The following is a 13,855-nucleotide window of genomic DNA, read 5'->3' as shown; positions in this document are numbered from 1 at the left end:
AGATGACACCCCTTGCAATCACAGGAATTGGTCTCGTTGCTCCTGGAATAAATTTTGAAATCATTAAAACAGCAGCACTTAAGAATCTAACTATCCCTGCTATAAATGAAACTGCTGACACTTCAGATCTTAACATTTTTTTTCAGCAGAGACAGCTACGGAGAGTTGATCACTATTCTAAAATGGCGTTACTTGCAGCCTGCCGTGCTTTACTAGACTCTAAGAAGGAAACAAATTTAGATAATGAAATTAATGTTCCAGAGAATATGGGGATAATTTTATGCTCAGGATATGGACCTTCACAAAAAACATTTGATTTTTTGGACTCAATCCTTGATTTTGGCACAAATTGCGCGTCACCACTTGCATTTTCACATTCTGTACATAACATTCCGACAGCTGTACTAAGTCAATTTTTAAACCTAAGCTGCCCATATACAACTATCTGTCAACTACACAGTCCAGTATATTCAGCGTTAACAACAGCAGCTTGTTGGATAGATGAAGGAAGAGTAGAAAAAGTTCTACTTGGAGCAGTTGATGAAATAACCCCTCTTCTTAAAGACAACACCAGCCGAATGATATCCGAAAAAGATCTCGGACCAAACCGTCCCCCAGTAACAGTCAGTGAAGGGGCAGCATTTTTTGTTTTAACGAAACCGTCAATTCAAAAGGTCCAATATGGAACCATTGACTTAAACATAGTTTCGCAAGAACAAATAATCACGCAAATTAAATCCCACAAAGTATTCGCACCTGCACGCACACTAAGTAAGCTCAACGAAATAGGCATTAAAGCAACCTCAGCATATGGTGGAGATATGCCCACATCTGCAGGGATAGAACTTATTGCTTCTGCTATATTTGCATCTCAAAAAGGACATGCAATTTGCATCGAAAAAGCGAACAACGGCTTTGGAATCATAAATATTAACCACATAAATTAACATATATGAGCACTAAATACAGCCTAACAGTACAAGATATTTTGGAAATTATTTCTTCAACATTACTCGCAGAAATGAATTTTCAGAAACGCATGGATAATCTGGTTAACGGTACATTAGCAAATTCTTTCATACCGGATGTGACATCAATTTCAAACCTTGAAGTTGTGCTTAAAAAGATAGCCCATATGTTTGATGTACCCCAAAAACAACTTTCTAAAATTAATATTTACTCTATGGCAGAAAATATTTTTGCCTTCACAAAAGGAAACCCTAAGAAAATCACTTTTTATACCTCAGGAAGCACGGGAACTCCAACTCCATCCTCACATTTCTTTTCTGACCTAACTCAAGAGATTTATTCGTTAGCGAAAGAATTTAAAAATCGTACTAGAATTGTCAATCTTGTGCCTAGGCATCATATATATGGATTTCTATTCTCCGTACTGTTACCCAAAGCACTAGAGATCCCCGCCTGCCACAAACACCCCATGCCAACGCCCGATCTTGTTAAAAACTTTAGAAAAGGAGATCTTATTATTTCATTTCCTCTTCTATGGAAGAAACTAAAAAATACTGAAGCAAAATTTGCATCAGATATCTATGGAGTAACATCCACAGCCCCTTGCCCCCCAGACGTAATATTAACCTTACGAGCAAATGGACTAAGCCGAATGACAGAAGTCTACGGCTCCTCTGAAACAAGTGGTGTAGGCTTTAGACATTCCCCGACAGTTAATTACACTTTATTTCCATACTGGAAAAAAGAAGAAGAAAATTCATTGCGTAGAATTAACTCAGCTGAACACGATGGAATTTCTTATCAATTACAAGACACATTAAAATGGAAGGATGAGTACAATTTTATTCCCCTACGACGTGTAGACAAAGCCATTCAAGTTGCAGGAATAAATGTATATCCTTCCAAAATAGAAGCTTTTTTTAAAACACTTCCACCTGTTTGCGACTGTTCAGTGCGCTTAATGCGACCAGAAGAAGGAGACAGGTTAAAGATTGTCATCATTCCTACTCCAAACGTATCACAAACCGATATAGATTCAGGAAAGACTGAACGCGAGATTAGCTCTCTCGCATCCTCGAATCTAACCATATACGAACGACCTAAAATTTATACATTTAGAACGGAATTACCAATTTCGGATGTAGGCAAACTTACTGATTGGTAACCCTCTGCTCTCAAAAAGCCTAACTTTAATACAACAATCTATATTTCATAACAACTGATATAAATTGAAGACTTAACAAGAAACGAATCAATGATACTATCACAACTATTTTTCATCTAACAGCTTGACCAAATTACACAAATTAGACTACACCAAATGACCTTATAAAGGAGGGGAGAGGATGAAGATTTTAAAATTGTTTTGCTTAGTCTCAATATTATCCATAATGACTGGATGTGGAAAATTTGATGTAATTAATCGACCTGCGCCAGATATCCTTCAGGCTCAACATGTTTGTATTATCGAAGATCCAGAAACGAGACCTGGCTTCTTAGTTGCCATGGAGGAATGGCTTAATAAAGAAAAAATTGCATACCAAGTGGTTCCACAAACTTCAAATAATGAAATTTGTGACTGGACATTGAGATACTATGGTAGATGGTCATGGGACTTGGCTCTTTTTCTTTCAGATGCTGAAATATCAGCTTACCATTTAGGAAAAGAAGCTGGAAAAGTAAATCTTCGCGTGGGCCAATGGGATTCTTATAAATTTGAAAAAGGCAGTACTAGAATTTCTAAAATGATGGATATGCTTTCTTCAAAAATTGATCATTACCCTTTACCAAACACAAAACCCTCAAAAAAAGACGCATCAAATTAATAGTTTGAAAATAAACCAATAAACTAGGATGTTATATTTTGTTAGCGTTACTCTTTGAGGATAATATATATTATTAATGAACGCCCTGAATTAATACATTTAAAACGAAATCACCTACTTCAGATGTTGGCAAACGTACTGACAGATAAAAATATATAAATAATGAGTACAGAGTGAAATGTGTTAATAAAATTGATTGGTCTAAATGGGATCATCTACTTGGTAAAGATACAGATCGTAGCCTTGCAAAAGATATAGGGTGTGCAGTTATAACTGTATCCCTCAGACGTAAGAAACTAGGGATTTCCGCCTTTATTAGACAATTTTTTTTGGACTGGGTAAAATACGAACATTTACTTGGCACTGATATAGATAGAAGAATTGCTAAAAAAATTGGCTGTGTTACAAATAGAGTCACTAGCAAACGAAAAGAGTTGGGGATACCTTCGTATACGGCTAAAAACCCCATTATTGACTGGGAAAAATTAGATCATTTTGCCGGAACTAAAACAGATCCTGAAGTAGCGAAGATAATAGGATGTTCAACACGAACTGTATATGATCGACGTATAGTTCTTAATATTGATGCAAAGCAAAAATGCAAAATTAATGATTGGGCCAAATGGGATCATCTACTTGGAACGGATACGGATTATAAGCTTGCAAAAAAGATAGGCTGCGCAAGTGCAACCGTATCCAAACGACGCAAGAAGTTAGGCATTCCAGATTTTGTTAAACCACAAAAAAAAATAGATTGGATTAAGTATGAACACTTACTCGGGACTAATACTGATAATAAAATTGCTGAAATAATTGGTTACAGCACTACCTGTATCAGGCGAAAACGAAACGCCTTAAACATTCCTCCCTTCTTACCTAAAAGTGAATTTATAAATTGGAAAAAATGGGATCATCTTCTTGGAACAAAGTCAGACCCAAAAATTGCTAAGATTATAAAATGCTCACCAAAATCTGTTTATAATAGACGCAAAAAACTTAATATTGCCCCCTACAGAGGGGGCCAACAAGGACCATCTTGCTGAACTTGTCTAGTGTGGAGCTTGCCAAAAAATTAAGTGTAGCAGTTGTTCTGTAGAATGCCGAAGAAGATTTCTTAAAGAAAGGAACGCTGATGGGAAAAAGAATTGACTGGAGCAGATGGGACCAATTACTTGGCACAAAAATCGATTATGAAATTGCAAAACAGATAGGGTGTGAGGCTCCGACAGTGGCTAAGCGCCGCTTGAAATTAAAAATCAAACCCTTTAACTCTACACCACCCAAGATTAACTGGAAAAAATATGATCACCGGCTAGGTTCAATGCCTGACCAGGAACTTGCGAAGAAAATAAAATGCTCTGTGACTTCAGTTTCGCGGAGACGAAGAAAATTGAATATCACGATTTACATGGCTGAAAATGAAATTTTAAATAATGTATATAGCTAAAAATTCCATCCGTATAAGCTAACCTACGTAAACCTTCATTTGTACAATTGTATAGTAGATCCACCAGACTTCGCAAACCAAATAGCGTTTCGGCTTTTATTTTCGCCGAATACTCCGAAGAGGTTTGGGAGCTACAACAAATAGATCATCAGCATTTATTCCCATCATCCTTGCGTTATACTCAATTGCAACCCACCGCTCTATATAGTTATCAAGGCGTGCTTTTAAATCAGCATTTTCTTTTTCAAGATCTTCAATTCTTTTTTCTAAAGGTTTCCTTTTAATCCCTACTTCAATATTCTGATTATAATTACTACGCTGCAGCTCTGCAAACTCATCAACTAATGGTTTAAATTTATTTGAATAAATAGATTGTCGTGAAACTTTAAGCCTATCAGCTAGACTGGAAATAGAAATTGGATCGGTTTTAGGTGACAAATTTGACATTCTTCCCAATTCAGCCAGAATTGCAGCCTTAAGTTTATCTCCTCTAAGCTGTCTTCTGCCACGCGCCATCTTTATCTCCCTCACCACTTTTATCCTTCTCACCTGCTTTTGGAAAAACACTAATTATGACTTTGTCAATGCTTGTGTCACTATCAGCATCGACATCTAAAGCAGCTTTAACCCCGTCCAACTGTCGTAATGAATGGTTCAAGAAGGGATTTTCAGATTCAACAAACTGCCCACTAGCATCACGATACTTTGCAATTTGTATTTCTAAAACCACTTGTAATTTTTTAAGCTCTTTCCTTTCTTGCTGATTCCCTTTAATTCGAAGATACTCTAGACAGCCATCAAGACACTTCAGATGATATTCACATGGTTCGATTGAATAGTCATGGAGGCAAAGACCATAAGGAGTGAAATGGGCAGTATTAACATGAGCCTCTAAAAAGAGTTCACGCTCCACAGGATCAAGTCCCTCATATACGTCAGCAATAGGCCCTGCCAATCCACCGTCTTTAATCAATTTCTTGGACATTTCCACCCGTTGTGCAACAGTGCCATGTTTGTACGCCTCATTATTCCTGACGTCCTTTCTGCCCATCCAACGTGCAAGCTGCAATTCATTTAACCCACCGTTATCTGCTAGTGTATTAAGCCAATGCCTGAAAGCATGGGTATTAACATGAAATGCACTGCCATCTGAGGCTTTCATTCCCCGACGACTAAAGGCTGACTTAACTGTTTTTCTTCCTCCCAATAAATCAGATATATGTTGTTCATTAATAGGCTGTGCAATCAACTTATTAGTACTGCTTGATTTAAACTGATAAAAATAACAAACACATAAAGATTCTGAGAGCACCTGTTTTTTCCCATTATCTCTTTCAAGAACAACTAATGGCCTGAGTCGTTCAAATAATGCTGTCTCAATCTCTCCGACACGATATAAATATCTCTTTCCTTTTTCAAAAGATTCAACTTTTGCAGGCTTAAGGCCAAGTTGCCTTACAAAATCCCCACCACATCGACAACCCACTATTTTCTGAACTTCGTTTGTTGTAATTAAATCCTTTGAACTTTTTTGCGCCGAGAATGGCACCCTATTAGTATTGCGCTCAAGAATCCGAGCTCGCCCTCTGGCTTTGCCACATTCTTTTATCAAGTCCTCAATAGCCCTTTTCGCCAGTGGGACAGCATGAGAAGGAATCCATTTAATCGACGGCTCATGACCTTTTTCTGGCCAATACCTTATTCCACAACTAACAATTTGATTTCCAGTATCCTCATCGATCAATGGCTTGCCTGAATCAGAGAACTGAGGCTTACTTACCCAACATTTAACTGGAAGCGAAAGGACTTCTCCAATTCGGAAACCTCCAACAACAAGCAAATCAACAATTCGAATCAAGATTAATTCATTCTTATCAATTGTGTTGTTAGAAATTTCAGCAAGAGCTTCAAAAATTTCTTCAGAGGGTATTTTTGACCAACCACGCTTTTGACCTTCTTTAGACCTTAAATCTCCAGACTTAGGCCTTTTTATCTGTGATTTATACCTAATCTTAACTCTAGTCAGCCGATGATGGTCAAGAAAATCCGAGACTTCTTCCAATGTCTTTGACATTCTGTAAGCTGTTGTCTGTTCGAAGTCCTTAATCAGGACCTCTTCTACCGCTTTAAAATTCTTTTTATTTAACAGGGTGGGATCACAATTAGCATCGTTTATGCTCAAAATATCGTGCAGAATCCCCATAGAATTCAATTTTACCTGATGCTGATTGAAAGTAATATTGCTTTTCATCTGCTTCATTTTGATCATGCACTTGCACCACTCTGCAAAATCACTTTTAAATGGAATTCTTTTATCTAAGGCAACACGAGAGCTATGTCTCTGTAAAAATTTTAAACGAAATGCGCGATTTTTATGGCCTTTTGTTTTTTCATACTGCGTTACATCCCAAACATGCTCATTCCAGTTAACATCAGGATATACGGGTAAAAATTTTGCATTCTCAATTAACAAAAGTAGACGTTCCCTTTCTGAACTCGGACTCATGACTCCTCCATACATTCAATCTTAGTTATCAATTGGGAAATAGCAACAATCACATCATCAACCTGATTTTTAATTCGCGCTACTGGATATCCTGACGAAGCTGCAACTCTCCGAGCAAGTTCCTTTAATTCAGCTAAAACTTCCTTATGAGGTCCATCTCTCCATGCCTGAAAACTTGGGCATAAATAACATGAAAGCGGAGGATAAAATTTACATAAAGACTTCGATCCACAGCCACCAATACCTCCGAGGCTCTTATATATCGAGATTTGCCCTGGAATTGTTGGAATCCCGCTTGTTTGATCTCGCTCTAAGACAATACCCTGAAATTTATTTATTATATCCTTATAGTGAGGATTTGAATCCAATGCCTTATCCAAATCTCCAACAATCTGCCCTCGTGCTTTGAAGTAGACACCTACATTCTGTAAATCAGTATGGTCGAGAGCTTCTGCCACTACAGAAGGAGAAGCCCCTTGTTCAACCAAACGAGTAGCGAAGGTATACCGTAATCTTCGCGGGGTAAGATGAAGTATATCCCCTGTTCTGGGAGATACAATTTTCGCTTTTTTGGCATAGTTGACAATGAGTTGTGTAAATTCAGATGTAACCATATGATGTTCAAATCTTTTCATAGAGCTCGAAGCAAAATAACGCTTATTACGACTATAGAGTACCGGACATTTATCCCCATAGTTACTGTCGTATTTTGAATTTGAGTGTATTAGTTCATCAATAAATTTTCCAAGCCGTTTTGATATCTTGCGAGACCGTACAACCCTACTGGCCAATCTCTTTTTAATCCGCGGGACGTTTAAGGAATAATAAATTTGGTCATCGTTAAATATGTTTTTCTTAAAATCTCGTTTCTCAATAAGAACCAAATTTTTCGGATTATAACCAAGCTCCATACACAACATAATGCAAACTCTTTCAAGAAGAGTCCCAACCTCTTTTTTGACCACGGAACGGAGTAAATCATATTCAATATTATCAAGTGGGCCTTCTTCGTCATCATCAATCAGAACGGCCACCCCTTTTTCATTACCTGCAACTTTAATATCTAGTAACTCTTCACTTATTTCTTGATAAAACCCTGGGATTTCAACATCAGCACACCAAGTGTACCATTTCCTTATCCAATGAAATTTATGTTCAGTCCTCTTTGAACGGAAAAAATCCAATATTCCTAACAAATCATCCATCTGCAATGGATATCTCCAATACTCGTAAGATTTATTTATCGATTCTAAAAAATAATAAAAGGTATTCCTTGCAGTTCTAGCGGCCTTTACTTCAATGCAATAGGCAATATAACACTTAAATGAATTCAAGAGAGAATCTTCAACACGAATCAAATTCCAATTAAGAACTTCCGTTAATGATGGATCTGTTAACTCCCAAGCATTACCGATCGTATCAACGGAATGTCCAAATCTATCATAAACAATTCTTGGATTCTCCCATTGATAAAAGACATTAGATTCTACAGTAGTAGATTTACTCCTTAATCTAACCATTATTATCATCCCAAATTTTATTCTGAAATTCGCCTACAATCTGTAAAGCCTCGGATTCCACAAATCTGCGAGTGTAAGCTTCGCCTTGAAAGCTTCCTTCAGCCCAGCCATTTAAATAATTCTGAACCTTCCCCCGTACATCATCATCCATTCCGATCTCTTTTGCCCGCTCCATTAAAAGATCATTAAATGTATGCCGTAATAAATGCGGATGAAAACTTTGCCTATAATCTTGAAAATACTTGTGTAAAACTGAAAAAATATTGCTTAACCCAGCCTTAGATAAAGGATAATTTTGTCTTGAAGAGGTAAATAAGTACTGATGCTCACATTTTCCCCTTGTAGATTGAACATACTTAGCTAATTTCACGGCCAAAGTTCTTGGAATAGGAATTTCACGAGAACGAGTTTTAACGCTCGGCTCATACTTGCGCGGATCTGCCAAATCATCTGGCTGCCGGACTATCGACAATGTCTGCTTAGGGCCTCGCGGTATATCTTGAACTCGCAACTTTAAAAGCTCTCCCGCCCGAACTCCTGTTGAAAGCATGGTTTCGAGGATCAATTGGTTCCTAAACTGATTTTGAATTCGAAATGGATTCTGTTTGCTTCTTGGACATATCAAATCGCGCAACAGATCTAACTCAACACGAGTCAAACCATAGCGTTTGGCTTGTTCAACTGATCCTATGGCTTTATACGATTTAAAAATTCGATTGATTCGCCTTTTGGCAGCTTGAATATTCTTATCAATTTCAGTGTCAAGGTTAGCTTTTGGAACAAACTCATACGTAGCCCACACTAAAAAAGATTCAATTATAGCTAGATAGGAGTTAAAAGTTTGTGGCTGAAGAATTGGCCCCTTGTAGTCTATCTGATCATCAAGTTTTCCAATGGACCCAATTAATTTCTTATGCCGCCCAGACCGTAGCCATCTTGCCACACCTTGAATCTCTTTAGAAACAAATCCATTTCCAGAACGCAGTCTTTGTTCAAGATCAATTCCTACAAAAGAGCACCATTCATAAAACCAGCAAAGAACTCTCACATCTCTATCAAGAGTAGAGGACTGCCGTGTTTCACGTCTCTCGTCTATAATATACCGTGTTGCCAGCATCACAGGCTGAGACGTTTTCCTGTTCAAGACGACAGGAAACCTCTCGCCAGTAGAAAACACTGCCTTATGTACAAAAAATCTATTGCTCTCGGGTTTGAAGCTCATACTAGCGCTCTCTTTTAGTCTCACCCTTTATGAGGTGTGGCTGTCCCGGTGGAAGGAAGCCCGTATGGTGACTGGAACCGGGACAGCCACACCTCATAATCATAATTACAGTATGTAATCGAAAAATCAGTACAACTCAAGACACACAACAAATCTCACTGATTAGTCAAAAAAAAGGAGTGGTTAAAACCACTCCATAAAATCTTATACGGCCTACCAGTTCAAGGATTAAAAGCAATCCTCCCGTCGGTAACTGGACACTCTCTACACACGACGAATCAGAATGGAACTTCGTCCATTCCGCTTGCTTCAGAAGGAAATGCAGGTCCAAGATCTTCATCCTGCGGTCCGCCGTTCTGCTGCTGCGGAGCATTGTTGTTGTAAGTATTCTGCTGAGGATGCTGGTTATACTGGTTCTGCTGGCTTTGCTGTGGCTGCTGATTGTATTGGCCTTGCTGAGCCTGAGGGCTGTACTGATCCTGTTGGCCTTGATATCCACCGTCACCCTGACGGCTGTCCAGACCTTGAACATTGGTAGCCTGAATCTTAGTTGTATAGCGGTCTTGCCCGTTTTTATCCTGCCATTTATCAGTCTGCAACTTACCTTCAACCATAACCAAACGGCCCTTGCTAAGATACTTGCTTACAAATTCTGCAGTACCACGCCATGCTACAATATTGTGCCATTCAGTTTTTTCAACTTTCTGCCCTGAATTACGATCTTTATACCCTTCATCAGTGGCAACTGAAAAACTAGCCACAGCCTGACCGGAGGTTGTGTATGAAATTTTAGGATCTTGTCCAATACGCCCAATCAGAATAACTTTGTTCATGCTTCCAGCCATTTGCGACTCCTTTATATTTAATATCCGTATTCTTATTATTTAATTTTAACAGCTTGCTTCTCTAAATCATCCAGTAAATCTTCCAGAGCAAAACTTACTGTGTTGGCTTCAGTTGCTTTCCAGTCTCCAAGCGCATCTTCAATCTGCAACTTGAACTTAAAAGCCTTCTTTATAGATTCCCCAAGCTCTTGCTCTTCTGCCTTAGGCAGCATACCAAGCTCAAATTTATCCTTAAGATCTTCAACCAGCTCAATCACTCCATGCGGCCGTCCTTCGGAACGTGGCTCTGCCCATGTCAATGCCACTAAACACGGCCATGATTTCTCAACCTGAGATTCATCGTAAGTTTTAGCCATGACTCTTATCTGAAGTACATTTCCCATACGAATATCCTCTCAGGTTTAAAAATGTAATGATCAGTCTCTTTCTTCCCATTCACTTTGGACACGGTTTACAACTTCCTGGATATGCTTGAGTTGGTCAGCGGGACAAACTCCGATAAGGGGCTGACCGGCATCAACATTGTCTCCATTATGAAAATAAACTGCATAAATAAGACCTTCAGGTCCAGCATAGTTCAAAGGAGTTTCTCTTTTCATGCGCGAAACAATAAAAAGTTCAAGCCCGTCACGAACTTTTACAGAGCGTTCACCGGACCCTTTAATCTTTGTATCAATTTCAGGCGTAAAATAATATTTCGCCTTTTCAGGAGAATTAAAAAGAAAAAGAGCCTTCTTCAAAATAAGGTGTATCACTTCTTCTTTAGATAGAAAATGGCGAATCTTGATAAGAACTTCACCTGCTTCAACAAACTGACCTTCAAGGTCCTGTCTGATCGAAACAATTTCGCCTTTTTCAGGAGCATAAATATTTTTGGTATTTCTTTCTCTGGTCAACTTGGCAAGCACGGTTCCGGGTTTTTCTTTCCATTCCCCGATAGGTCCGCTTACTTTGTCACCGGCTTTAAGATTACAAAACTCAATTTTTCCAGTATGCGGAACGGAAATTTCAACTTCTTCGTATGGAGAAGCTTTAATTTCTTCAAGCAGCTCTTTAATATTCAACATTATATGAACCTCTGAATTATTTTCTGTTGGTTGCCATCAAAAGTCTGTAACGGCAATAGTATTTCAAATGTTTAAAATAACAAACAATTTGAATACGTATTTGACAAAATGGACGAAGAACTTCTCTTCTTTAACTCACCAAATGATTTTGGACAATCCGTAGATATGCCGAAAAAAACACCCGTTAACGGTAGTAGAGGTTTCTACCCCCCATGGTCAAGAGGGATTGATACACATTTTTACCCATTTCCCTGCGGTCCCATATTCCCTGAATATGTCCTCTGGCAAGTGCATTCCAAGCAATATGATAATTAGGATGAACGTTTATGCCCGTTGTTTCGCTGATTACGCGCGGTCCGGCAAAACCGATCCGTGAAGATCTTATCCCGAACTGATACGGAGAACATCCAAGAAAACTGGCTACCGATCCACCGTAAGAATTAGTATCGTAAACAACAAGGTAGAGTCCACCAGCGTCCATATATCTGCGTACTGCCATTGTACAGCGCGGCATCTGCATAACGCCGTGCGTTCCTTCCTGTATCCGTATTCCGGCAGTCCCGTGAACATAGGTTATAAGCGGTAACTGCTTGCGCTGAGCCCGCTCAGCTGCGCGGATAATTTTTTCACCTTCCGCCGCTCCGATGGACCCGCCTCTGAACGACGCAGCAATACAGATTACAATGGCATTTATATCATTCATGCGAGTTTCGAAAGTTATGCACGAAGAACGAAGCCCTGTTTTTTTACGGACTTCATTAAGCTTAAGATCAAATCCTTCGTAATCAAGGGGATTAGCAGATTCTATTCCTGAATTAAATTCAAACCCTTCAGCATAATTAAAAACATTATAAAGATACCACTGATACTCCATAGGAAAATGATGACCGCAATTACTGCATACCCCGCCGAAATCACCGAAGAGATCCGGTCCCCATTGGTCAAGGCAGCCTTCTTCTTTAGAGTTAGGACAGGTTAATGTCCTGTCTGCGGCCGCCTGCGGGCTTCTGTATTTCCATTGCCCCTCTTCCAGACACGGTCCACCGCTCGGACCTGATAGACACAAAAGTTTATCTCTCATTTCCGGTGAAATTTTATTTTCAGTAGAGTTTTCACTATTCCCGTTTTTAAGCAGGTGGGAAGTGCGGTTTTTAATCAGATGGGCCTCGGCCTGAATACCTTCAACTCCCTGCTTAGCGAAACGGATTCCACGCCCTACAAGATTATACAAAACCCATGATCTGGTAGACCACGCAATTCCCTGCAAGGCAGAGCCAACTTTCAGGAAAATCGAGCGATTATCCATATACGCAGAAGTCGAAAGGTTTCTGAATTTATTATGGCGCAGTTCAATGAGTCTGGCTCTGGCTCCACCGCTTAACTCCCAGCGCATGAATGGATCTTGTCCGTTTTCGCTGTTCTTATAGCTAAGCCATTTCGGTCTAATTGAAGCGGCCCATCCGGCGGACGCGCAGACGTCATTAGTCGCGCGAATGAGCTCAGATCTTAAATTTCTAAAAAAATCATAATGATAAGGTTTTGCACCAAGAACAGGTTCCTGAATAATTTTATCCACATACCCCAGTCCGAAGTTATCTTCAGCCGTAATGCATAGTTTACGCGCGCAGTTTGCAATTAACTCTTCACTGACCCGCTCACCGCCGCTCAGATTAGCTTCAATTGCAGCAGCTCCTTCAGGAGAAATTACGGAATAATATCCATGCGAAAGCATCAGCCTACGGTCGGCAAGACCTATAGCTTCTGCTCCTCCCGATCCTCCCTCGGAAATTACGGCAACTATCGGTACATTTACCCGGCTCATTCCATAAATATTTTTTGCTATCTGCTGCGCGGCGCCGGGATAATCTTCGACAGGATACGAACCGGGAGTGAAAATATAGGTATGAATTGGAATTCCTTCCGCTTCAGCGACTTTCATGTAATGCAAAGCCTTAGCGTTCCCCCAAGGCTTGACTGATCCGCCGTTGCGAAATTCCTGCCCGTGTCCCTTTTCCTGCCCGATAACCATAACCGGCTGATTCACTATTTTATTACCGACCCTTCTGGCTATGCACGCCTGCGCAATAACCATTGACGGGTCAATACTGAACTCACCAAGCCCGCCGAGCTCAGTGTAATTATCATAAACATTCTCTAAAATATCTGTCAGACAAATCCGCTGAGGATGCCTTACAATGCGGACTCTGTCCATGGGGGTCAGCTCTTTCTCAAGCTTGGCTTCAAGAAAACTGAACAGATTCTCAATCCTGACAAGCTGACGTTCTGAATCCTGATGAGAAATTTTTAAACGCGACTCGTTACATTCACTAAGCTCAGAACTGAGCATAGCAACATTTGCATTTTCCTGATTTTTGAAAACATCTTTAATGTAATCCAGTCGTTTATTCAGCGCATCAATGCGCTTATCAGTTTTCATTTACGCCCTGATTCAG

The 13,855-nt window shown here is 39.6% G+C and carries 13 protein-coding genes; 5 read left to right on the top strand and 8 right to left on the bottom strand.

From position 1 onward, the window contains the following. Positions 1-2: 2 nt before the first annotated feature. The 5 genes from B9N78_RS11320 to B9N78_RS11300 all read left to right on the top strand — a co-directional run bounded on the left by B9N78_RS11320 (position 3) and on the right by B9N78_RS11300 (position 4,242). Positions 3-947, top strand: a complete 945-nt coding sequence (locus B9N78_RS11320; RefSeq protein ID WP_085102285.1) for a beta-ketoacyl synthase chain length factor — start codon at positions 3-5, stop codon at positions 945-947. A 5-nt stretch (positions 948-952) separates the two neighbouring features. After that, complete coding sequence (locus B9N78_RS11315) at positions 953-2,134, top strand: AMP-binding protein (protein ID WP_085102283.1); 1,182 nt, start codon at positions 953-955, stop codon at positions 2,132-2,134. Positions 2,135-2,315: 181 nt separating this feature from the next. Next, a complete protein-coding gene (locus B9N78_RS11310) occupies positions 2,316-2,795 on the top strand; it encodes an Sbal_3080 family lipoprotein (RefSeq protein ID WP_085102281.1) in 480 nt (159 codons plus the stop codon). Positions 2,796-2,968: 173 nt separating this feature from the next. After that, positions 2,969-3,838, top strand: coding sequence for a hypothetical protein (locus tag B9N78_RS11305; RefSeq protein WP_085102279.1), 870 nt, complete (start codon positions 2,969-2,971; stop codon positions 3,836-3,838). 89 nt (positions 3,839-3,927) lie between these two features. Continuing rightward, the gene (locus B9N78_RS11300; RefSeq protein WP_085102277.1) at positions 3,928-4,242 is read left to right on the top strand and encodes an AsnC family protein; all 315 of its coding nucleotides are present in this window, start codon (positions 3,928-3,930) and stop codon (positions 4,240-4,242) included. A 96-nt stretch (positions 4,243-4,338) separates the two neighbouring features. Here the strand turns inward: B9N78_RS11300 and B9N78_RS11295 are convergent, their stop codons facing one another. From B9N78_RS11295 to B9N78_RS11260, 8 genes are all read right to left on the bottom strand, one after another. After that, positions 4,339-4,758, bottom strand: a complete 420-nt coding sequence (locus tag B9N78_RS11295; protein ID WP_085102275.1) for a hypothetical protein — start codon at positions 4,756-4,758, stop codon at positions 4,339-4,341. Further along, entirely contained in the window at positions 4,733-6,748 is a 2,016-nt protein-coding gene (locus B9N78_RS11290; RefSeq protein WP_085102273.1) for a hypothetical protein, read from the bottom strand. Before B9N78_RS11290 ends, B9N78_RS11295 begins: the two co-directional genes overlap by 26 nt. Then, the gene (locus tag B9N78_RS11285; protein WP_170921412.1) at positions 6,745-8,268 is read right to left on the bottom strand and encodes a tyrosine-type recombinase/integrase; all 1,524 of its coding nucleotides are present in this window, start codon (positions 8,266-8,268) and stop codon (positions 6,745-6,747) included. The genes B9N78_RS11290 and B9N78_RS11285 overlap by 4 nt, the downstream gene beginning before the upstream one ends. Next, positions 8,261-9,490, bottom strand: coding sequence for a site-specific integrase (locus B9N78_RS11280; protein WP_085102269.1), 1,230 nt, complete (start codon positions 9,488-9,490; stop codon positions 8,261-8,263). The genes B9N78_RS11285 and B9N78_RS11280 overlap by 8 nt, the downstream gene beginning before the upstream one ends. Before the next feature lie 278 nt (positions 9,491-9,768). Then, the gene (locus B9N78_RS11275) at positions 9,769-10,335 is read right to left on the bottom strand and encodes a single-stranded DNA-binding protein (protein ID WP_085102267.1); all 567 of its coding nucleotides are present in this window, start codon (positions 10,333-10,335) and stop codon (positions 9,769-9,771) included. Positions 10,336-10,370: 35 nt separating this feature from the next. Further along, positions 10,371-10,718: a hypothetical protein gene (locus B9N78_RS11270; protein ID WP_085102265.1), complete on the bottom strand. Its 348-nt coding sequence runs from the start codon at positions 10,716-10,718 to the stop codon at positions 10,371-10,373. Positions 10,719-10,751: 33 nt separating this feature from the next. Next, positions 10,752-11,402, bottom strand: coding sequence for a biotin/lipoyl attachment domain-containing protein (locus B9N78_RS11265; protein WP_085102263.1), 651 nt, complete (start codon positions 11,400-11,402; stop codon positions 10,752-10,754). A 184-nt stretch (positions 11,403-11,586) separates the two neighbouring features. Beyond that, a complete protein-coding gene (locus B9N78_RS11260) occupies positions 11,587-13,839 on the bottom strand; it encodes an acetyl-CoA carboxylase carboxyl transferase subunit alpha/beta (RefSeq protein WP_085102261.1) in 2,253 nt (750 codons plus the stop codon). Positions 13,840-13,855: the final 16 nt, after the last annotated feature.

It is taken from the genome of Desulfovibrio gilichinskyi (genome assembly GCF_900177375.1).
GTDB classification, from domain to species: Bacteria; Desulfobacterota; Desulfovibrionia; order Desulfovibrionales; family Desulfovibrionaceae; genus Maridesulfovibrio; species Maridesulfovibrio gilichinskyi.
The sequence above is the reverse complement of the archived record's forward strand: the minus strand, read 5'-3'. Positions and strand labels throughout refer to the sequence as shown.

What these genes read in the sequence shown, in the direction of transcription:
- B9N78_RS11300 (WP_085102277.1), top strand. Translation starts at nt 3,928, where the DNA reads ATGGGAAAAAGAATTGACTGGAGCAGATGGGACCAATTACTTGGCACA.
- B9N78_RS11295 (WP_085102275.1), bottom strand. Translation starts at nt 4,758, where the DNA reads ATGGCGCGTGGCAGAAGACAGCTTAGAGGAGATAAACTTAAGGCTGCA.
- B9N78_RS11285 (WP_170921412.1), bottom strand. Translation starts at nt 8,268, where the DNA reads ATGGTTAGATTAAGGAGTAAATCTACTACTGTAGAATCTAATGTCTTT.
- B9N78_RS11290 (WP_085102273.1), bottom strand. Translation starts at nt 6,748, where the DNA reads ATGAGTCCGAGTTCAGAAAGGGAACGTCTACTTTTGTTAATTGAGAAT.
- B9N78_RS11260 (WP_085102261.1), bottom strand. Translation starts at nt 13,839, where the DNA reads ATGAAAACTGATAAGCGCATTGATGCGCTGAATAAACGACTGGATTAC.
- B9N78_RS11315 (WP_085102283.1), top strand. Translation starts at nt 953, where the DNA reads ATGAGCACTAAATACAGCCTAACAGTACAAGATATTTTGGAAATTATT.
- B9N78_RS11280 (WP_085102269.1), bottom strand. Translation starts at nt 9,490, where the DNA reads ATGAGCTTCAAACCCGAGAGCAATAGATTTTTTGTACATAAGGCAGTG.
- B9N78_RS11310 (WP_085102281.1), top strand. Translation starts at nt 2,316, where the DNA reads ATGAAGATTTTAAAATTGTTTTGCTTAGTCTCAATATTATCCATAATG.
- B9N78_RS11270 (WP_085102265.1), bottom strand. Translation starts at nt 10,718, where the DNA reads ATGGGAAATGTACTTCAGATAAGAGTCATGGCTAAAACTTACGATGAA.
- B9N78_RS11275 (WP_085102267.1), bottom strand. Translation starts at nt 10,335, where the DNA reads ATGGCTGGAAGCATGAACAAAGTTATTCTGATTGGGCGTATTGGACAA.
- B9N78_RS11320 (WP_085102285.1), top strand. Translation starts at nt 3, where the DNA reads ATGACACCCCTTGCAATCACAGGAATTGGTCTCGTTGCTCCTGGAATA.
- B9N78_RS11265 (WP_085102263.1), bottom strand. Translation starts at nt 11,402, where the DNA reads ATGTTGAATATTAAAGAGCTGCTTGAAGAAATTAAAGCTTCTCCATAC.